Origin of the sequence: Streptomyces pyxinae, assembly GCF_024756275.1 — a bacterium.
GTDB lineage: Bacteria > Actinomycetota > Actinomycetes > Streptomycetales > Streptomycetaceae > Streptomyces > Streptomyces pyxinae.
Map to the genome: position 1 here is coordinate 85,771 of NZ_JANUGQ010000001.1, position 21,519 is coordinate 107,289.

The window sequence follows — 21,519 nt, forward strand, 5'->3', positions numbered from 1 at the left end:
CGGAGGGGCAGTGGATCACACCGGCCGGGACGGTACAAGGAGTGGGAGGTCGGGATTCGGCCAGGGGGGTATGCCCGGCGGGGGCGGGAGCGTCACACTCCGTTCATCAGGTGACACACCTGATCCGCGCTGGGAGCGAAGACCGGTGACACGATGAAACGTCCGGTTAACGAACAGGGTTTTTCGGGCAACGGACCAATTCTGGCCAAGTTGTTGACGCGGTCCTGACATCACAGGGCGGCGGCTGTCACTCTTCCCACGTTCTCCGCACCAACCGTTCGACACGCGTTCCCATCGTGTTCGGACGGTGCCGCTTGCTCTGCTTGCTCGCCGGACGGCCCACCCCGCCGTCCGTAACCCCCCTCGCAAAAGGAGTCTGCGTGAGATCCACGCCCAGCCGTCGCGCCACCGCGACCGGCGCTCTGATCGCCGCTGCCGCCATGCTCGCCGTGGGAGTGCAGTCCGGTGCCGCCACCGCCGCCCCCGACACCTTCCGCGCCGCGCCCAAGGCGCAGGCCGCGGGACCGGCCAACCCCGGCGCGCTGCCCGCCGACCTCACCCCCGCCCAGCGCACCGCGCTGATACGCGCGGCCGACGCCGGCAAGGCCGAGACCGCCCGTGAACTCGGCCTCGGCGCCCAGGAGAAGCTGGTCGTCCGGGACGTGGTCCAGGACCGCGACGGCACCACCCACACCCGTTACGAGCGCACCTACGCGGGCCTCCCGGTCCTCGGCGGCGACCTGGTCGTGGCCGAGACCAGGGCGGGGAAGACCGAGAGCGTCAGCAAGGCGTCCCGGGCGGTGCTCAAGAACGTCGACGTCACCGCCGACGTGGCTCCGGCCGGCGCCGAGAAGCAGGCGCTGACCGCCGCCCGGGCGGAGGGCTCCAAGGCGGCCAAGGCGACGAACGCGCCCCGCAAGGTGGTCTGGCTGGCGCAGGGCAAGCCGGTGCTCGCGTACGAGACCGTCGTCGGCGGCCTCCAGCACGACGGCACCCCCAACGAGCTGCACGTCGTCACCGACGCCACCACCGGCGCCAAGCTGTACGAGTGGCAGGGCGTCCAGGAGGGCACCGGCAACACCCAGTACAGCGGCCAGGTCACCCTGGGCACCAGCGGCAGCGGCTCCTCGTACACGCTGACCGACACCGGGCGCGGCGGCCACAAGACGTACAACCTCAACCGGGGCACCTCGGGCACCGGCACGCTGTTCACCGGACCGGACGACGTCTGGGGCGACGGCACCCCGGGCAACGCCGAGACGGCCGGCGCCGACGCCCACTACGGCGCCGCGCTGACCTGGGACTACTACAAGAACGTGCACGGCCGCACCGGTATCCGGGGCGACGGCGTCGGCGCGTACTCCCGGGTCCACTACGGCAACAACTACGTCAACGCGTTCTGGCAGGACAGCTGCTTCTGCATGACGTACGGCGACGGCTCGGGCAACTCCAAGCCGCTGACCTCCATCGACGTGGCCGCCCACGAGATGACCCACGGCGTCACCGCCGCCACCGCCAAGCTGGTCTACAGCGGCGAGTCCGGCGGCCTCAACGAGGCGACCTCGGACATCTTCGCCGCCGCCGTCGAGTTCTACGCCAACAACGCCCAGGACAAGGGCGACTACCTGGTCGGCGAGAAGATCGACATCCGCGGCGACGGATCCCCGCTGCGGTACATGGACAAGCCGAGCAAGGACGGCGCCTCCAAGGACGCCTGGTACTCCGGCATCGGCAACATCGACGTCCACTACTCCTCGGGCCCGGCGAACCACTGGTTCTACCTGCTCTCCGAGGGCAGCGGCGCCAAGACCGTCAACGGCGTCAACTACGACTCCCCGACCTCGGACGGCCTGCCCGTCACCGGGATCGGCCGGGACAAGGCCGCGCTGATCTGGTTCAAGGCGCTCACCACCAAGTTCAACTCGACCACCAACTACGCCGCCGCCCGCACCGGTACGGTCGCCGCCGCGACCGAGCTGTACGGCGCGAACAGCGCGGAGGTGAAGGCGGTCGAGAACGCCTGGGCCGGCATCAACGTCGGCGCCCGTCCGGGCGGCGGCGACCCCGGCGGCAAGGTCTTCGAGAACACCGCCCGGGTCAACATCCCGGACAACGGCGCGGCCGTCACCTCGGCCGTCAACGTCACCGGGATCACCGGCAACGCGCCCTCGGCCCTCAAGGTGGACGTGGACATCGTCCACACCTACCGCGGCGACCTGGTCGTGGACCTGGTCGCCCCGGACGGCTCGGTCTACAACCTGAAGCCGTACAGTTCCTCGGACTCGGCGGACAACGTGAAGGCCACCTACACGGTGAACGCCTCCAGCGAGGTCGCCAACGGCTCCTGGAAGCTGCGGGTCCAGGACAAGGCCGCGCAGGACACCGGCTACATCAACGGGTTCAAGCTCACCTTCCCGTAACCCCGTGACCGGTCCGGTGGACGGCGGGACCTGTGAGTGAGTCCGCGCGCGGGTGAGTCCGTGCACGGGTGAGTACGGCGGTGGCCGCCCGGAAGACCCCGGGCGGCCACCTCGTGCGTGGTCGCACCTCGTGCGTGCTCGTGTCTCGTGCGTGCTCGTGTCTCGTACGCGGCCGGGCGGTGCGGTACGGCGCCGGGCCGCGCCGCACCGGCCGGGTCAGCGCATCAGGACCCCGGCGCCCTCCCCGGTGCTCTCGGTCGGCAGCGCGACCAGGCCCAGATCGGCGCCGGCCGGCAGCAGACGGTGGGCCGGCAGTATCCGGACGGTGTAGCCGAACGGCCCGGTGCGGTCCAGGGTGAGCGGGCCCTCGAAGACCCAGCGGCCCTGCTGGTCCGGGCCGCCGGCCGGTTTGAGCGGGAACGGCTGGGCGTCGGCCAGCGAGTCCTGGGCGTCCACCCGGCCGGCCACCGCCTGGACGTCCACGTCCTCGGGCCGGAGGTCGCCGAGGGTGACCCGGACCCGCAGCGCCAGGGTGGAGCCCAGTTCGGCCACCCCGCTGGCCTCGTCCACCTCCACGTGGTCGACCGTCACCCCGGGCCAGGCGGCGCGCACCCGGGCCTTCCACTCGGCCAGGTCGTGCGCCGCGGTGGCGTCCATGGCGCGGTGCGCCTGCGCGGCGGGGGCGTACAGCCGCTCGACGTACTCGCGCACCATCCGGCCGGCCAGCACCCTGGGGCCGAGGTTGGCCAGCGTGGAGCGGACCATCTCCACCCACCGCTGCGGCACCCCGGCCGGGCCCCGGTCGTAGAACCTCGGCGCCACCCGCTGCTCGATCAGCTCGTAGAGGGCATGGGCCTCCAGGTCGTCCCGGCGCTCCTCGTCGGTGGTGGGCCCGTCGGCGGTGGGGATGGCCCAGCCGAAGTCCGGCTCGTACCACTCGTCCCACCAGCCGTCCAGCACCGAGAGGTTGAGGCCGCCGTTGAGCGCGGCCTTCATCCCGCTGGTGCCGCACGCCTCCAGCGGGCGCAGCGGGTTGTTCAGCCACACGTCGCAGCCGGGGTAGAGCTTCTGGGCCATCCCCATGCCGTAGTCCGGCAGGAAGACGATCCGGTGCCGGACGCGCGGGTCGTCGGAGAACCGCACCAGCTCCTGCACCAGCCGCTTGCCGCCGTCGTCGGCCGGGTGCGCCTTGCCGGCGACCACGATCTGCACCGGCCGGGTCGGGTGGAGCAGCAGTTCGGTGAGGCGCTCGCGGTCCCGCAGCATCAGGGTGAGCCGCTTGTACGAGGGCACCCGGCGGGCGAAGCCGATGGTGAGCACCTCCGGGTCGAGCACCCCGTCGATCCAGCCCAGCTCGGCGGAGCCGGCCCCGCGCTGCCGCCAGGAGGCGCGCAGCCGGGTGCGGACCTCGGTCACCAGCTGTTCGCGCAGCTCCCGGCGGAGCTCCCAGATGGCCGTGTCCGGGATCTCCCCGACGGCCTCCCAGCGCTGCGCGCCGCCGAAGCTCAGCGCGTCCTCGGCCTGCTGGGCACCGATCCGCCGGGAGCCGAGCCGGAACACCTCGGGCGCCACCCAGGTGGGCGCGTGGACGCCGTTGGTGATGGAGGTGATGGGCACCTCCTCGGCGTCGAAGCCCGGCCAGAGCCCGGCGAACATCCCCCGGCTGACCGCCCCGTGCAGGGTGGAGACGCCATTGGCGCGCTGGGCCAGGCGCAGCCCCATCACGGCCATGTTGAACAGGTCGGGCCGCCCGCCGGGGTAGGTCTCCTGGCCGAGCTGGAGGATCCGGGCGGTGTCGAGACCGGGCAGCTCGGCGCCCTCGCCGAAGTGCCGGGCTACCAGCTCCCGGTCGAAGCGGTCGATGCCGGCCGGGACGGGGGTGTGGGTGGTGAAGACGGTGCCGGCCCGGACCGCCTCCAGCGCGGCGTCGAAGGAGACGCCCCGCTCGCTCAGCTCCCGGATGCGCTCCAGGCCGAGGAAGCCGGCGTGCCCCTCGTTGGTGTGGAACACCTCGGGCTCGGGGTGGCCGGTGAGGGCGCAGTACGCCCGTACCGCCCGGACACCTCCTATTCCGAGCAGCATTTCCTGGAGCAGCCGGTGCTCGCTGCCGCCGCCGTAGAGCCGGTCGGTGACGTTCCGCTCGGAGGGGCCGTTCTCCTCCACGTCCGAGTCGAGCAGCAGCAGCGGCACCCGGCCGACCCGGGCCACCCAGACATGGGCGTGCAGACAGCGGCCGGCCGGCAGCGCGAGCCGCACCCGGACGGGGGCGCCGCCGGCGTCCCGGAGCAGGCTGAGCGGCAGCTCGTTGGGGTCGAGCAGCGGGTACTGCTCCTGCTGCCAGCCGTCCCGGGAGAGCGACTGCCGGAAGTAGCCGTGGCGGTAGAGCAGGCCGACGCCGACGAGCGGTACGCCGAGGTCGGAGGCGGCCTTGAGGTGGTCGCCGGCGAGGATGCCGAGCCCGCCGGAGTACTGCGGCAGGGCGGCGGTGACGCCGAACTCGGGCGAGAAGTAGGCGATGGCGGCGGGGAGGTCGGCGTCCTGCTGGGTCTGGTACCAGCGGCGGCCGCGCAGATAGTCGTCGAGGTCGTCGGAGGCGGCGGCGAGGCGGCGCAGGAAGCGCCGGTCCCGGGAGAGCTCGGTGAGCCGCGCGGCCGGTACTGAGCCGAGCAGCCGCACCGGGTCGCAGCCGGCCGCGGACCAGCCTTCGGGATCGACGGCCTGGAACAGCTCGCGGGTCTCGGCATGCCAGGACCAGCGCAGATTCCGCGCGAGGTCGCTGAGCGGTCGCAGGGGTTCGGGCAGGACGGGGCGCACGGTGAATCGACGGATTGCCTTCACGTGTTCCACCTTCGCAGGGCAGGGGCGTCTCGGTACGTATTTGGCGCCGGTACGCGTTCGGTGAGCGTGGAGCGCCGGGCGTTGTGCGTGGAGCGCCGGGCGTTGTACGTGGACGGGGCGGGCGTCGTGCGTGGACGGGGCGGGGGGACTGGGGGTGCGGACGGGCGGGCCGTGCGGACGGGGCGGGCGCGCACGGCCGCGCGTCCGCCCTCGTCCGTCCGGCGGTAGTCGTGACGGTAGTCGTCCCGTGCCCCTGGCAACCACGGCGCACGGGACCGTACGCACCTCTCTCACCCGCCCGGCCAGCCTCGCCCGGACGGCGGTGCGGGGGCCGACCGGGCGACCCGGACGACACCCGCGCGGCTGGGGCGCGGGGGGCCGCCGGGACCGGCGGGACCCGCGCCGAGCTGCGGCGACGGCGCCCGACGGGACCGCCCGGGAGATGTCGGGCCGGGGAGCCGGGCGCCGGTCCGGCACCTCCCGGCGGGCCGCGCCCCGGGGGCGTACAGGGGGCGCATTCCTCCCGGTGCGCCGGGCGCGTATCGGGACCGCGCCCGGCCGGAAGGGGGAACCGATGACCCATCAGAAGATTCAGCGGGGCACGGCGGCCGGAATGTGGTACGGCGAACCCGCGTTGACCGCGGCCGGGTCGAAGGAGCCGGTGACGGCGTACCGGGCGGCGATCTCCCGGCGCTCCTCCGGCGGGATGACGGCGTCAATGTCGGTGAAGCCGCCGGGGGCCCGCCGGTGCGCCAGATCGATGACCACCTCGGGGCCGAGCCGGCGGTTGGCGTGCTGGAGCGCCGTCATGGCGGGCCGCCGCCCGGCCTCGTAGGCGGCGAGCGCCTCGACCGGGTCGTGGTGGCGGGCCAGCGCGTGGGCGAGGGCGCGGGCGTCCATCACGGCCTGGCTGGCGCCGTTGGAACCGATCGGGTACATGGCGTGCGCGGCGTCCCCGACCAGGGTGGTGCGGCCCAGGCTCCAGCGCGTCAGCGGCTCCCGGTCCGCCATCGGGTACTCGAACGCCCCGTCGGCCGCCCGCAGCACCTCGGGTACGCGCCAGCCGCCGAACTCCCAGCCCTCGTAGTGCGGGGCGAACCGGGCGACCGGCACCGGCCGGTTCCAGTCCCCGCGCGGCAGGTCCGGGCCGGGCCCGCGCGGATACGCCTCGGCGGCGGGCAGGGCCAGCGCCCAGTTGACGAGAACCTCGGAGCGGCCCGGCGTGGGCTCGGTGAGCGGGTAGAGCACCGCCTTCCGCCGGTCGTCGCCGGCGATGACCATGTACGGGGCGGTCCGCGCGGCGGCCATCCGGGAGACCCCGCGCCAGATCAGGGTGCCCTTCCAGGGCGGCTCGCCCTCGTCCGGACGGAGGGCGGCGCGGACGGCCGACCGGATGCCGTCGGCGCCGATCAGCAGATCGGGTTCGAGCGTGGCGAGCCCCTGCCGGCTGCCGTCCCGGTGCGCCAGCCGCACCCGGGGCCGGCCGTCCGGGCGCGGGTCGACCCCGGTCACCCGGACCCCGCCGACGATGGCCGCCGCGCCCAGCCGGGCCCGTACCGCGCCGGCCAGGACGAGCTGGAGATGGCCCCGGTGGACGGAGAGCTGGGGCCAGCGGTAGCCGGCGGCGGTGCCCCGGTCCTCCCGGGCGATCAGTCCGCCGCTCCGGTGGTAGTAGCGCAGCTCCCGGGTGCGTACGGCACCGGCGGCCAGCGCGTCCAGCACCCCGAGGGCGTCCAGTTCCCGGACGGCGTTGGGCATCAGGTTCAGCCCGGCGCCGACCGGTTTGATCTCGCGGGCCGCCTCCACCACGGTGATCCGCTCGTACCCCGCGTGGTGCAGGGCCAGCGCGGTGGTGAGCCCGGCGACGCCGCCGCCGGCGACGAGGATGTGCGGGGTCGCCGGGAGCACCGGGGGCGCCGGGGTCGTGGGGCTGATGGGGGTCGTCGGGCTCATGGGCGGTGTCCTTCACGTCCTGCTGCGTCCAGCCGTGTCCGGCACGTCCCGCACGTCCCGTACATCCCGCACGTCCGGCGCGCCGGCGCCTCCCGGGCGGCGCCCCGGGCCTCAGGCGGCCGGGGTGCGGGGGCGTTCGGCGGCACGGCGGACCAGCGTCTCGTTGTCCCGGGTCAGATCGAGCACGGTGCGCAGCAGGGCGACCGGCGCACCACCGCTGCCCGCCTCGTAGAGCCGTACCTCCTCGCCGTACGCCTTGCGGGCGATCCCGAAGTGGCGGGCCCGGAAGGTCTTCAGGATCCGCAGCAGCTCCGCCAGCGAGCGCGCGGACCGGGCGAGCGCCGGGGGCGTCCGGGACCCGCCCTCCCAGCTGAGCGCGGCGGAGAGCTTGCTGACGGCGGAGGTGCCGCCCCGGTGCGCGGACCGGAAGGCCCGCCAGGCCGGCAGGGCGTAGACGGCGGACTCGTCCAGGAAGGCGTCGTAGGCCGGGTCGGACCGGTCGCACTGCCACACCGTCAGGTCCACCAGCCAGAGCGGCACCTGGGCGGCGGCCGGGCCCAGATAGCGGCGGCCCGCGATCTCGACCTCCTCGAAGTAGGGGCGCAGGCCGCGCGCGAAGAAGACCGGCGAGACCTGGGCGACGGTGAAGTCGATGGAGTCGACCATGGCCCGCACCTGGTGGGCGGTACGGTCCAGGGCGGTGGCGAAGCCGGGGTCGTACGGTTCGAGCCGGGCCAGCTCCCCGCAGGTGTCCAGGGCGGCGACCAGCGCGGGGAAGACCATCCGGACGGCCTGCTGGAGATGGGCCTCCATCCGCTCCCCGGTGAACATCCGCTGCCGGGCGCCGGGCGGGTTCCAGGTGGTGTAGTGGTGCACGGTGTCCCGGGGGACCATCCCGGTACGCCTGCCGAGCGCGGCCAGCACCGGCAGGGCGTCCGGGACGGCGGCGAGCGGCTCGGTGCCGTGACGTTTCAGCGACCCGAGCAGCATCCCGAGGTCGCGCATCGCGGCCAGTGCCTCCGGCACGCTCCACCGGGCCACCCCGGCGGGGTCGGGCAGCAGCCCGCGCAGGGCGGCGGTGAGCGCGGGCACATCGGCGTCCCGGTTCATGCCGGGCAGCGCGGCGAGCGGCTGATCGGCGCCGAGCGGGTCGGCCGCGCGGATCTCGGCTATCCGGTAGCGCGGGTCGGCGCTGCCGTCGAGACCGGGCGCGACGAGGTCGTACAGGGTCAACGGGATGTCTCCCTCGGGCGGTGTCGATGACGATGCCGCGCCGGCGGCCGGCCGCCCCGGGCCACGACCGGTGCGCCGGCCCGGCCGGGCGGATCGGGGTGGCCGGTTCGGCCGGTGTGACCGGCATATTCGGCGTGATCGGCGTGATCGGCATCAGTGGTGTGATCGGTGTCAGTGGTGTGATCGGCTTGATCGACGTGAGTGCTGTGACCAGTGTGGTCATTGTGATTGCTGTGATTGCTGTGATTGCTGTGATCAATGGTGTCAATGTGACTGAGCGGGTCGATGTGATCCCGGTGGCCGAAGTGACCGACCGGGCCAGGGGATTCGGCCGCTCGGCCGGGGTGGCCGGTCCTCGCTGCGCGGGGCATCCGTCAGCCCCCCGGCGCGTGGCCGGCGGCACTGGACGCGTGGCCGGCGGCACCCGGCACGGGACGACCGCTCCCGAGGCCCCGGCCGGGCACCCCCGCCGTGCCTGCCGTGCCCACCGCACTCGCCGTATCCGCGCCGTTCACCGCCCGGGTGCCCCTCATGCCCGGCCGCTCCCCCGGTCACCCGGCCGGCCGTCGCCCCGGTCGCCGCCCAGTTCGTAGCCGGCCAGGCAGTCGCGGGCCAGTGCCTCGCAGGCGGCGCCGTCGCCCGCCCAGGCCTGCTGGGCCAGATAGACGTGCGGGGCGCCGTGGTAGAAGCGCTCGTACTGTTCATGGCGCCCGGCGAACTCCGAACCCAGCGCGTCCCAGGCCAGCTTGAGCAGTTTCACCCGCTCCTCCGCCGGGGTGCCGGGCGAGCGGACGTACTTGCGGATCAGCGGCCCCAGCTCCGGGTGGAGCAGGTCGTCGCCGGAGGCGGGCAGCTGGATGAGCCCGCCGCCCGCCAGCAGCTTGATCTCCCGCACCGCCCGGGGGTACAGCTCCCCGGCCATGATCCGGTGGGCGTACGAGATCTCGGTGCCGGGCATCACCCCGCCGCGCCCGCCGTCCACCTCCTCGTACGACACTTCGGCGGCCAGTACGAACGCCTTGGCCTGGGCGACCCAGCCGAGCAGCCGGCCGACGGACTGGACGACCTGCGGCAGCGCGTGGGTGTCGTTGGCCCGGGTCAGCAGGATGGCGAGGCCGGTGAGGAACTCCAGCTTGGTCCAGAAGCGGGTGGCCGCCTGGTGGACGAAGTTGACGTACGCCGGGGTCCGCCACCACATGTGATGGCTGGTCTCCACGTCCCGGTAGGTGAGGACGTTCTCCCAGGGGACGAAGACGTCGTCGCAGACGAGCAGCGCGTCGTTCTCGTCGAACCGGGCGGAGAGCGGGTTGTCGAAGACACTGCGGGCCCGGCCCTCGTAGGAGGTGCGGGCGATCAGTTTCAGCCCGGGGGCGGCCACCGGGAGCGAGAACGAGACGGCGTGCTCGATGTCGGCGGGGGCGAGCGGCTCGATGGTGCCGACGATCACCTCGTTGGCGAAGACCGTGCCGGTGCCGATCGTCTTGGCGCCCCGGACGACGATGCCGCCGTCCTTCTCCGCGACCACCCGCACCACCGGGTCGTCCTCCTCCTGTCCCGCGGTGGACCGGACGCGGTCGTTCCGGGGGTTGGTGAGGGTGAAGGCCGCGTGCAGGTCCCCCTCGGCCAGCCGCCGGTGGCAGGCGAGGGCGTTGGCCGCCCCGTCGTACGTCTCCCCGGTGAACACCCCGGGCGCGGCGGCGAATCCGGCCGCCCCGGCCGCCATGCAGTCCGGGGCGCGGCCCAGGAAGCCGTAGCTCGCCTCGGCCCACACCTTGTGGGCCCGGCGGCGGGCGACCAGGTCCGGGTGGTCGCGCGGGACGAGGAAGGCGCGGTGGACACCGTCCCGGGTGAGCACCGGGGTGTGCGGGGAGTCGTGCGCCAGGTCGTAGAGGCCGGCCAGCGAGGCGGCGGTGTTCCGGAAGGCCGGGTGCGCGGTGACGTCCGCGATCCGTTCGCCGTCGAGCCACACCTCGCGGCCGTCGCGCAGCGACTCCAGATACTCCCGGCCGGACCTCGTCAACCGTCTCTCCCCCTCTCCCCCGATCGATGACCCCCTGGCGGCTCCGCTCGCGGACCTCTCGTGGGCCCCTCGTGGGCCCTCGCGGACCCGCTCGCCCGGCCGGCGGGCATCCCTCGTGCGGATTCCGCGCGGATCGCTCGCGTCCCGCGGTGAGTCTTTGCCGGTGCAGAGCCTCTCCGGCGGCGTGTGTCCGGGGCAATGAACGTCCGTCCAGGGGTCCTTAAGAACCCGCCAGCGGCTGTCCCCACATGTCACGCATGTCAGGCGGCTCCGGTGTCATCGGTGTCACCGGGGTCAGGCGGCCCCGGCCGTCCCCGCCCGGTACTCCCCCGGGGTCTGTCCGAACCATTTGCGGAAGGCGAGATGGAAACCGACCGCGCTCTGGTAGCCGACCCGCTGCGGCACGGCCGACTGCGGCAGTGAGGTCTCACCGAGCAGCCGCGCCGCCTCCTGCATCCGGCGGCCGGTCAGATGGCGGGCCGGTGCCTCCCCGACCAGCGCCCGGAAGGCCGAGGTGAAGGCCGAGCGGGACATGCCGGCCTCCCGGGCGAGCGACTCGATGGTCCAGGGCTCGGAGAACCTGGTCGCGATCATCACCAGGGCCCGGCTGATCCCCGGGTGGCTCAGCACCGGCAGTGCCCCGGGGTTCTCGGTGAGCTCCCGCAGCAGCGGCCGGAGCGCCAGTACCAGCGCCATCTCGAAGGCGCGCAGGGTGATCAGCCGGTCGCCGGGGCCGGCCGGCCGGTGCGGGGCGGCGAGCAGGCGCAGGGTGTCCCGGAGCAGTGGCTCCCGCTTCACCTGGGTGCCGTCCAGCACCAGCGCCCAGGGCAGCGCCCGGTAGAGACCGGTGGCGGCGCTGGCGTCGTAGTGCAGGCCCGCGCAGAGCAGCCGGCTGACCGGTCCGGTGCCCTCGATCCGCAGCTCGCCTGAGGTGCCCGGCTGCCGCCCGGGCAGCACGGCGTTGAGCGGCAGGCCCTGCCGCTCGGGCCGGTCGGAGAGCCGGTGCGCGGTGCCGGTGGGGAAGACGGCGAGGTCGCCGGCGCGCAGCCGCAGCGGTGTCCGGCCCTCACTGGTGATCCAGCACTCGCCCTCCACGAGGTAGTGCAGGATCGCGCAGCTCTGCTCGGCGTCGCCCTCGATCGCCCAGGGGGCGCGGACGTGCCAGCGGCTGTCGAAGACGCCCGTCAGGCGCAGTGGTTTGAGCAGTTCGCTCAGGAGGTCGTCGCTGTCGGTTCCCACGGTGTCCATGGACGATCCTTCAACCCCCGCCCCGGTTTGTTAATTGATCGGCCAAAGCCGTCGCCGCCAGCCTGAGCAGTGTCGTCCCGGCGCAATCCCACCCTATCGAAGGGCCCTTCAGCCGTATGTCCGATCACATGCCGATGTGGGTGGCCGTCGTGGGGGCGACGGGTTTCCAGGGCGGTGCGATCGCCCGTCTCCTGACCGAGCGGAATCACCGGGTCCGGTCGCTCAGCCGGCGTCCGGCCGGCGACCGGCCGCCGCTGCCCGGCGTCACCTTCACCACCGGTGACCTGGGCGATCTGGACGACGTACGGCAGTTGTTCGCCGGGGCGACCCATGCCGTGGTGACCATGCCGCTGGTGTACGAGCCCGCCCGGGTGCGCGCCTACGCCCGCAACCTGGTGGTGGCGGCCCAGGAGACCGGGGTGCTGCGCATCGTCCACAACGCCAACACCCGGATCCCGGCGGGCGCCACCGGGGTGGCCGCCTTCGAGACCCGCCGGGTGACCGAGGAGCTGCTGGCCGCTTCCGGGGTGGAGCTGGTGGTGCTGCGGCCCCCGGTCTATCTGGACAACCTGTTCAGCCCGTGGACCGGCCCGGCCCTGGTGGACGACGGGATCCTCGGCTGTCCGCTGCCGGCCGCCGCCCCGGTGGCCTGGCTGTCGCACCGGGACCTGGCCGAGGCGGTGCTCGCCGCGCTCACCGCCGACGGGGTGGCGGGCCGCGCCTGGGAGCTGGGCGGCGGGCGGTCGCTGACCGGCGGTGAACTGGCGGCGGCGTTCGGCCGTGGGCTCGGCCGGGCGGTGCGCTACCGGGCCCTGGAGCCGGAGGTGTTCGAGCGGGGCCTCGCCCGGGTGCTGGGCCCGGGCCCGGCGGCGGGTGTGGCGGGCCTCTACCACCACCTCGCCACCGGGGCCGACCCGCTGCTGATGGCGGACGACGGGGGCGAGGCGGCCCGGGCCCTGGGGCTGCGGCCGGCCCCGGTGGAGGAGTGGGTCACCCGCCAGCCGTGGCAGATCTGGTCGTCCGCCCCGACCGAAGAGACCCGCCGCCGCGCCTGACCCGCCGGCAGGCCGCCGGTGGCCCACCGGCGGGGTCGCCGGTGACCCACCGGCAGGCCGCCGGTCGTATACAACCGCCCCGCCGCCCACCCCCCTCATACCGGTGGGACCACTGAGCCATCCGGGGGGCGTGAAGTGCTTGGACACTCCCGACAGGGGGCGCTTCCGTGATTTTCATCCGAATGGGGCCGGATCTCGCCGTACGACTACCCCCAGGTAGTTAACAAACGGCCGGATTGCCCACACGGAGTGTGTGGGAAGGCTCAACCGGTACCCGCCCACCCGAGTGAACCCGGACAGGAGCGGCAATGCCGGCGTCCCGTCCCGTGTCAACGGAACAGCTACAAAGAGCGCTATCCCGTTAAGCAACCGTCAGGTGATGCCGTGAACCCGCAGATCGGTCGTATCCCCGTATGTGACGTCAGCCCCCTGGTGGACTGCGGAAGAAGGCCCGCCAAGGCGGTGGTGGGCGAGAGTTTCCAGGTCACGGCCACCGTCTTCCGGGAAGGCCATGACGCCGTCGCCGCCAATGTGGTGCTGACCGACCCCACCGGCCGGCCGGGCCCGTGGACCCCGATGCGTGAACTGGCCCCCGGCACCGACCGGTGGGGCGCCGAGGTCGCACCGGACGCCGAGGGCCGCTGGTCGTACGCCGTGGAGGCGTGGGGCGACCCGGTCGCCACCTGGCGCCACCACGCCGGGATCAAGATTCCGGCCGGTATCGACACCGCCCTGGTCTTCGCGGAGGGCGCCGCCCTGCACGAGCGGGCCGCCGAGGGGGTGCCGAAGAGCGAGGGCCGGGAGGCCGTGCTGGCCGTGGTGGACGCGCTGCGCGACGAACGCCGCACGGACCAGGAGAGACTGGCCGCCGCGCTGGCGCCCGAGGCGGTGGCCGCGCTGGACCGCCATCCCCTCCGTGAACTGGTCAGCTCCTCCCGGCCGCTCCCCCTGCTGGTGGAGCGGGAACGGGCGCTCTACGGCTCCTGGTACGAGATGTTCCCGCGCTCCGAGGGCGCCCGGACGGCGGCCGACGGCACCCTGGTCTCCGGCACCTTCCGTACCGCCGCCGAACGGCTGCCGGCCATCGCCGCGATGGGCTTCGACGTGGTGTATCTGCCGCCGGTCCACCCGATCGGCACCACCCACCGGAAGGGCCGGAACAACACTCTCGCCGCCGCCCCGGACGATGTGGGCGTGCCGTGGGCGATCGGCTCGGAGGCGGGCGGCCACGACGCGATCCACCCGGACCTCGGCACCCTGGACGACTTCGACGCCTTCGTGGCCCGGGCGCGCGAACTCCGGCTGGAGGTGGCGCTGGACTTCGCGCTCCAGTGCTCGCCGGACCACCCCTGGGTGGCGAAGAAGCCGGCATGGTTCCACCACCGGGCCGACGGCACCATCGCGTACGCCGAGAATCCGCCAAAAAAATACCAGGACATCTATCCCCTCGCGTTCGACAAGGACATGCGGGGCCTGGTCCGGGAGACGGTGCGGATCCTCCGGCACTGGATGGACCACGGGGTGCGGATCTTCCGGGTGGACAACCCGCACACCAAGCCGGTGGTCTTCTGGGAGAAGGTCATCGCGACGATCAACAAGACCGATCCCGATGTGATCTTCCTGGCCGAGGCGTTCACCCGGCCCGCGATGATGCGGACCCTGGCGGCGGTCGGCTTCCAGCAGTCGTACACCTACTTCACCTGGCGCAACTCCAAGCAGGAACTGACCGAGTACGTCACCGAGCTGACCGGCGACGACTCCGCCGCCGTGATGCGGCCCAACTTCTTCGTCAACACCCCGGACATCCTGCACGCCTTCCTCCAGCACGGTGGCCGGGGCGCCTTCGCCTCGCGCGCGGTGCTCGCCGCCACCCTCTCCCCCACCTGGGGCGTGTACGCCGGGTACGAGCTGTGCGAGAACACCCCGCTGCGCCCCGGCAGCGAGGAGTACCTCGACTCGGAGAAGTACCAACTGCGGCCCCGCGACTGGGAGTCGGCCGAGCGGGAAGGCCGTACGATCACCCCGCTGATCACCGCGCTGAACCGGGTGCGGCGCCGGAACGCCGCGCTCCGGCAGCTCCGTCACACCCACTTCCACCATGCCGACAACGACGCGGTCATCGCGTACAGCAAGCGCTCGGGTTCGAACATCGTTCTGGTGGTGGTCAACCTCGACCCCCACCACACCCAGGAGGCGACGGTCTCGTTGGACATGCCGGAGCTCGGCCTCGACTGGCACGAGCACGTACCGGTGCGCGACGAGCTCACCGGCGAGACCTATCACTGGGGCAGGGCCAACTATGTGCGTCTGGATCCGGGCGTCACGCCGGCGCACATCCTGGTGCTGCGACCGTCCCCGCCGATCGGAGGGTCACCCACATCATGATCGTCAACGAGCCCGTCCACGACACGTTCGCGGACACTCCCGCCAAGGACCGTGACCCCGACTGGTTCAAGCGAGCCGTCTTCTACGAGGTGCTGGTCCGCTCCTTCCAGGACAGCAACGGAGACGGCGTAGGAGACCTCAAGGGCATCACGGCCAAACTGGACTACCTCCAGTGGCTCGGTGTCGACTGCCTCTGGCTGCCGCCGTTCTTCAAATCCCCGCTCCGGGACGGCGGTTACGACGTATCGGACTACACGTCCGTCCTGCCCGAATTCGGCGACCTGGCCGACTTCGTGGAGTTCGTCGACGCCGCACACCAGCGCGGCATGCGGGTCATCATCGACTTCGTCATGAACCACACGAGCGACCAGCACCCGTGGTTCCAGGAGTCCCGGAACGACCCGGAGGGGCCGTACGGCGACTACTACGTCTGGGCGGACGACGACAAACAGTTCCAGGACGCCCGGATCATCTTCGTGGACACCGAGACGTCCAACTGGACCTTCGACCCGGTCCGCAAGCAGTACTACTGGCACCGCTTCTTCTCGCACCAGCCCGACCTCAACTACGAGAACCCCGCCGTGCAGCAGGAGATCCTGTCCGCGCTGCGGTTCTGGCTGGACCTGGGCATCGACGGCTTCCGCCTCGACGCCGTGCCGTACCTCTACCAGGAGGAGGGCACCAACTGCGAGAACCTGCCGGCCACCCACGCGTTCCTGAAGCGGGTGCGCAAGGAGATCGACGCCGCCTACCCGGACACCGTGCTGCTCGCCGAGGCCAACCAGTGGCCGGAGGACGTGGTCGACTACTTCGGGGACTTCCCGTCCGGCGGCGACGAGTGCCACATGGCCTTCCACTTCCCGGTGATGCCGCGCATCTTCATGGCGGTGCGCCGGGAGTCCCGCTACCCGGTCTCCGAAGTCCTGGCCAAGACCCCGGCGATCCCGGCGGGCTGCCAGTGGGGCATCTTCCTGCGCAACCACGACGAACTCACGCTGGAAATGGTCACGGACGAGGAACGTGACTACATGTACGCGGAGTACGCCAAGGACCCCCGGATGCGCGCCAACATCGGCATCCGCCGGCGGCTCGCCCCGCTGCTCGACAACGACCGCAACCAGATCGAGCTGTTCACCGCGCTGCTGCTCTCGCTCCCCGGCTCGCCCATCCTCTACTACGGGGACGAGATCGGGATGGGCGACAACATCTGGCTGGGCGACCGGGACGGGGTGCGCACCCCCATGCAGTGGACGCCGGACCGGAACGCCGGCTTCTCGTCCTGCGACCCGGGACGGCTCTACCTGCCCACCATCATGGACCCGGTCTACGGCTACCAGGTGACCAATGTGGAGGCGTCCATGGCCTCCCCGTCGTCGCTGCTGCACTGGACCCGGCGGATGATCGAGATCCGGAAGCAGAACCCGGCCTTCGGACTCGGCTCGTACACCGAGCTGCCCTCGTCCAACCCGGCCGTCCTCGCCTTCCTCCGGGAGTACGGCGACGACCTGGTGATGTGTGTGCACAACTTCTCGCGCTTCCCGCAGCCGACCGAGCTGGACCTGCGCCAGTTCAACGGCATGAGCCCGGTGGAGCTGATCGGCGGGGTGCGCTTCCCGGCGATCGGGGAGTGGCCGTACCTGCTCACCCTCGCCGGACACGGCTTCTACTGGTTCCGGCTCCGCAAGGAGACCCTCAAGCCGGCCAAGCCCGCCAAGCAGGCGGTCTCCGGCGAGACGGTGGCGGCGGTGACCACGGCGCTGAGCGAGGCCAGGAGCGGCGCCAAGGACCCGAATCGCTGAGGGAGTTGCGGGCGGGGCGGTTTCCCCCGTCCCGCCCGGGGCACGCTCGGACTCGTACGTCTCGCACGCCGATTCGGATCGATCCGGCGGACGATACGGATCGATCCGGCGGCCGGCCGGTTCGGCTGGTCCGGCCGGTTCGGTCGGACCGGTAGGGCCAGTCGATTCGGTTGGTTCCGGTCGGCCCCACCGCTCGGCCGGCTCCACCGGCCCGGCGGTTCGGCCGCCCGACCGGTTCGTCCGGCTCGGCGGTCCGGCGGTCCGGCCCGGCAGCCGGTCGGGCTCTGTCCGGCAGCCGGTCGGGTCCGGCCCGGCAGCCGGTCGAGGTCGCCCCGGCAGCCGGCCGGGGTCGGTCCGGATCGGTCCACTGGTCGATCGGGAGCGGTCCGGTAGTCGATTCGGGTCGTTCTCGATCATCCCCGCACGACACGTCCCGCACAGCCGGACAGCACTCGCCGCATTCCGGGACACTTCTGCACGTTCTGTGCATTTCGTAGTACCCGGGGAAAGGACGCGCTGCCATGCCGGAGACCGCCTCCACTGCCCGGGTCCCCGTCGCTCTGCTCCCGTCACTGGCACCACTGCTCCATGAATGGCTGCCCCGCCAGCGCTGGTTCGCCGGCAAGGGGCGCCCCGTGATCGGCTTCAGCCTGGTCTCCGCCACCGAACTCCTGCCGCTCGACTCCACCGGACCCGGTCTGCTGCATCTGATGGTCTGTGTCCGGCAGCCCGGTCTCACCCCGGAGGAGACCGCCGCCTCCGGGGACTGCTACCAGCTGCTGCTGGGGGTCCGGGAGGCGCTGCCGCCCCAGCTGGCGCCCGCGCTGATCGGCCGGGTCACCGAGGGTCCGCTCGCCGGGCGGACCGTCTACGAGGGGCTGCGCGACCCCCGGCTCGCGGCCCTGCTGCTGGAACGATTGCGCACCCCGGGACCGCTGGGCACCCTCCGCTTCGCGCGCACCGTCCCGATCCCGGACGGGCTGGCCCCCCGGGTGCTCGACGCCGAGCAGTCCAACTCCTCACTGGTGTACGGGGACTCCTACATCCTCAAGGTGTTCCGCCGGGTCTACGCGGGCGCCAACCCGGACCTGGAGCTGCCGCTGGCGCTCGCCCGGGCCGGGTGTGCCCGGGTGCCGGCGCCGGTCGCCTGGTACGAGACCGACACGGACAAGCCGGAGGCCAGCACCCTCGGTGTGCTCCAGCCGTTCCTGCGCGGCTCCCAGGACGGCTGGCAGCTGGCGCTGGACGCGCTCGCCGCCGGGCGGGAGTTCACCGCCGAGGCCCGGGCGCTGGGCCGGGCCACCGCCGAGGTGCACACCGTGCTGGCCGAGGCCCTGCCGACGGTGACCCTGGGCCGGGTGCAGACCGAGCACCTGGCCGTCGCCATGGGCCGCCGGCTGGACGCCGCCGCCCAGGCGGTGCCGGCCCTGCTGCCGTACGTCCCCGGGCTGCGCGCGGCCTTCGAGGCGGTCGGCGGTCTCTCCGGCGGCGGCGACGGCCTCTGGCGGGCCCAGCGGATCCACGGCGACCTCCATCTGGGCCAGACGCTGCGCACCCCGGACGGCGACTGGTCGGTGATCGACTTCGAGGGCGAGCCCGCCAAGCCCCTCGCCGAGCGCCGCCGCCCGCAGCCCCCGGTCCGCGACGTGGCCGGGATGCTGCGCTCCTTCGACTACGCGGCCCGCTCGCACCGCCCGTGGAACGACCCCTGGGCCGAGCGGTGCCGGGACGCCTACTGCGCCGGGTACGCCGAGGCGTCCGGCACCGACCCGCGCGAGGAGGCCGCGCTGCTGCGCGCGTACGAGACGGACAAGGCCGTCTACGAGGTCCTGTACGAGGCCCGGCACCGCCCCGACTGGCTCCCGGTCCCGATGGCGGCGATCCGCCGTCTGGCCGGCCAGCCGACCCAGCCGACCCCCTGACACCGAGGAGGCTCTCCCCCGTGACCCCCCGTCGCCCCGCCCGGGCCGCCAAGAAACCGCCGGCGTCCGCCCCGAAGCCGCCGTCCGCGCCCACCGGTGGAGCCGACACCCCCGGTGCCGTACCGCTCGCCGGCCCCGCCACCGCACCGGCCGGTCCGGCGACCCCGGCCACCCCGGCGGGCGCCCCGGTGGCCGATCTGCCGGTGGGCGACGCCCCGGTGGTGACCCGTACCGGCGCCGTACCGGAACCGCCGCGCGCCGCCGCCGTGCCGGAACCGCCACGCGTCCCCGGGCCCGAGGCGCCGCGCAGCGCCGCCGAGGCCGCGGCGGCGGCCGCCGCCACCGTCCGGGAACCGTTCCCCGAGGCGACCGGGCTGCCGGTGCCGCCCGCCGGGGTGCCGCCGCACCCCCGCCGCCCGGACCCGGTGAGCGGCCCGGCGACCACGCCCGCGCTGAGCGAGGCCGACCGGGGGCGGCTGCTGGCCGGGGAGCACCACGACCCGCACGGGCTGCTCGGCGCCCACCCGGGGCCGGACGGGGTGGTGGTGCGGGTGCTCCGCCCGTACGCCCGCCGGGTCGCCGTCCTGACCGGTGAGGGCGCCGGCGGCGAGCGCACCGAGCTGCGGGACGACGGCGACGGGCTGTTCTCGGGCGTACTGCCGTGGACCACCGTGCCGGAGTACCGGCTGGCGGTGGCGTACTCGGGCGAGCCGGAGACCGTGACCGGCGACCCGTACCGCTTCCTGCCCGCCCTCGGCGAGCTGGACCTCCACCTCATCGGGGAGGGCCGCCACGAGCAGCTGTGGACCGCGCTCGGCGCCCATCCGATGACCCACCAGGGCGTGTCCGGCACCCGGTTCACGGTCTGGGCGCCCAACGCGCGCGGGGTGCGGCTGGCGGGTGACTTCAACCACTGGGACGGCACCGGGCTGCCGCTCCGCTCGCTCGGCGGCACCGGGGTGTGGGAGCTGTTCGTGCCCGGCCTCGGGGAGGGCACGCTCTACAAGTTCGAGGTGATCGGGCCGGACGGCGGCCACTCGCTGCGCGCCGACCCGATGGCCCGCCGCACCCAGTGCCCGCCGGAGACCGCCTCGGTGGTCACCGCCTCCCACTACACCTGGGGGGACGGCGACTGGATGGCCCGGCGCGGTGAACGGCCCGCGCACCGGGCGCCGTTCTCGGTCTACGAGCTGCACCTCGGCTCCTGGCGGCCGGGGCTCGGCTACCGGGAGCTGGCCGAGGTGCTGCCGGAGTACGTCCGGGACCTGGGCTTCACCCATGTCGAGCTGATGCCGGTGGCGGAGCACCCGTACGCCCCCTCCTGGGGCTACCAGGTGACCTCGTACTACGCCCCCACCGCCCGGCTGGGCGCCCCGGACGACTTCCGGCACCTGGTGGACGCGCTGCACCGGGCGGGCATCGGTGTGCTGGTGGACTGGGTGCCCGCGCACTTCCCCAAGGACGACTGGGCGCTGGCCCGGTTCGACGGCACCCCGCTCTACGAGCACCCGGACCCGCGCCGTTCCGAGCATCCGGACTGGGGCACCCTGGAGTTCGACTACGGCCGGACCGAAGTGCGGAACTTCCTGGTCGCCAACGCGGTCTACTGGTGCGAGGAGTTCCACATCGACGGCCTCCGGGTGGACGCGGTGGCCTCCATGCTCTACCTGGACTACTCGCGGGAGCACGGCGAGTGGGTGCCCAACGAGTACGGCGGGCGGGAGAACTTCGACGCGGTGCGCTTCCTCCAGGAGATGAACGCCACCGTCTACCGGCGCTGCCCCGGAGTGGTGACCGTCGCCGAGGAGTCCACCGCCTGGGAGGGGGTCACCCGTCCCACCGACTCCGGCGGGCTCGGCTTCGGGCTCAAGTGGAACATGGGCTGGATGCACGACTCGCTGGAGTACGTCTCCAAGGAGCCGGTGCACCGGAGGTACCACCACAACGAGATGACCTTCTCGATGGTGTACGCGTACAGCGAGAACTACGTCCTGCCGATCTCGCACGACGAGGTGGTGCACGGCAAGGGTTCGCTGGTCACCAAGATGCCCGGCGACTGGTGGCAGCGCCGTGCCACCCACCGGGCCTACCTCGGCTTCATGTGGGCCCACCCGGGCAAGCAACTCATCTTCATGGGCCAGGAGTTCGCCCAGGGCGCCGAGTGGGCGGAGGCGCACGGCCCGGAGTGGTGGCTGCTGGACGAGACCTACCACTCGGCCGGTGACCACCGGGGCGTCCGGGACCTGGTGCGCGACCTCAACACGGTGTACGCGGCCACCCCGGCGCTCTGGGAGCGGGACACCGACCCGGCCGGCTTCTCCTGGGTGCTGGGGGACGCCGCCGAGGACAATGTCTTCGCCTTCCTGCGGTACGACGGCCGGGGCAACCCGCTGCTCGCGGTGAGCAACTTCTCACCGGTGGTCCGGCACGACTACCGGCTCTGGTCGCCGGAGGGCGTGGCCGCCTGGACCGAGGTGCTCAACACCGACGCGGCCCGCTACGGCGGCGGCGACGTCCGCAACCCGGAGCCGGTGAAGCGCGAGCCGGACGGCGTACGGCTGACGCTGCCGCCGCTGGCCACGGTCTGGTTCCGCCCGGCCTGACCGGGCGGTCCGCCCCGGGACCCCGCGCGGGCCCGGGGCGGAC

11 protein-coding genes are annotated in these 21,519 nt (G+C 73.1%); 6 read left to right on the forward strand and 5 right to left on the reverse strand.

The genetic code is table 11. The annotated features are described in order from the left end of the window. The first annotated feature begins 380 nt into the window (after nt 1-380). Nucleotides 381-2,420, forward strand: coding sequence for a M4 family metallopeptidase (locus NX801_RS00385; protein ID WP_258784680.1), 2,040 nt, complete (start codon nt 381-383; stop codon nt 2,418-2,420). 216 nt (nt 2,421-2,636) lie between these two features. Here NX801_RS00385 and glgP read toward each other — a convergent pair whose 3' ends face one another. The 5 genes from glgP to NX801_RS00410 all read right to left on the reverse strand — a co-directional run bounded on the left by glgP (nt 2,637) and on the right by NX801_RS00410 (nt 11,712). Next, a complete protein-coding gene (gene glgP, locus NX801_RS00390) occupies nt 2,637-5,258 on the reverse strand; it encodes an alpha-glucan family phosphorylase (protein WP_258784681.1) in 2,622 nt (873 codons plus the stop codon). 591 nt (nt 5,259-5,849) lie between these two features. Then, complete coding sequence (locus tag NX801_RS00395) at nt 5,850-7,211, reverse strand: FAD-dependent monooxygenase (RefSeq protein ID WP_258784682.1); 1,362 nt, start codon at nt 7,209-7,211, stop codon at nt 5,850-5,852. A gap of 111 nt (nt 7,212-7,322) precedes the next feature. Continuing rightward, on the reverse strand, nt 7,323-8,444 hold the full coding sequence (locus tag NX801_RS00400) for a monodechloroaminopyrrolnitrin synthase PrnB family protein (RefSeq protein ID WP_258784683.1): 1,122 nt from the start codon (nt 8,442-8,444) through the stop codon (nt 7,323-7,325). A 529-nt stretch (nt 8,445-8,973) separates the two neighbouring features. Next, on the reverse strand, nt 8,974-10,464 hold the full coding sequence (locus NX801_RS00405; RefSeq protein WP_258784684.1) for a 4-hydroxyphenylacetate 3-hydroxylase family protein: 1,491 nt from the start codon (nt 10,462-10,464) through the stop codon (nt 8,974-8,976). A gap of 294 nt (nt 10,465-10,758) precedes the next feature. Next, the gene (locus tag NX801_RS00410) at nt 10,759-11,712 is read right to left on the reverse strand and encodes an AraC family transcriptional regulator (RefSeq protein WP_258784685.1); all 954 of its coding nucleotides are present in this window, start codon (nt 11,710-11,712) and stop codon (nt 10,759-10,761) included. Between the two features lie 116 nt (nt 11,713-11,828). On the opposite strand from NX801_RS00410, the gene NX801_RS00415 reads away from it, so the two are divergent. The 5 genes from NX801_RS00415 to glgB all read left to right on the forward strand — a co-directional run bounded on the left by NX801_RS00415 (nt 11,829) and on the right by glgB (nt 21,476). Continuing rightward, nucleotides 11,829-12,767 carry an SDR family oxidoreductase gene (locus tag NX801_RS00415; protein WP_258784686.1) on the forward strand — a complete coding sequence of 313 codons (939 nt, stop codon included), beginning with the start codon at nt 11,829-11,831 and terminating at the stop codon, nt 12,765-12,767. A gap of 384 nt (nt 12,768-13,151) precedes the next feature. Beyond that, nucleotides 13,152-15,152: an alpha-1,4-glucan--maltose-1-phosphate maltosyltransferase gene (locus tag NX801_RS00420; protein WP_258784687.1), complete on the forward strand. Its 2,001-nt coding sequence runs from the start codon at nt 13,152-13,154 to the stop codon at nt 15,150-15,152. Then, nucleotides 15,149-16,951, forward strand: coding sequence for a maltose alpha-D-glucosyltransferase (gene treS / locus NX801_RS00425; RefSeq protein ID WP_258784688.1), 1,803 nt, complete (start codon nt 15,149-15,151; stop codon nt 16,949-16,951). Before NX801_RS00420 ends, treS begins: the two co-directional genes overlap by 4 nt. 521 nt (nt 16,952-17,472) lie before the next feature. Further along, the gene (locus NX801_RS00430; RefSeq protein WP_258784689.1) at nt 17,473-18,873 is read left to right on the forward strand and encodes a maltokinase N-terminal cap-like domain-containing protein; all 1,401 of its coding nucleotides are present in this window, start codon (nt 17,473-17,475) and stop codon (nt 18,871-18,873) included. Nucleotides 18,874-18,893: 20 nt separating this feature from the next. Beyond that, nucleotides 18,894-21,476, forward strand: coding sequence for a 1,4-alpha-glucan branching enzyme (gene glgB / locus NX801_RS00435; RefSeq protein WP_258784690.1), 2,583 nt, complete (start codon nt 18,894-18,896; stop codon nt 21,474-21,476). Nucleotides 21,477-21,519: the final 43 nt, after the last annotated feature.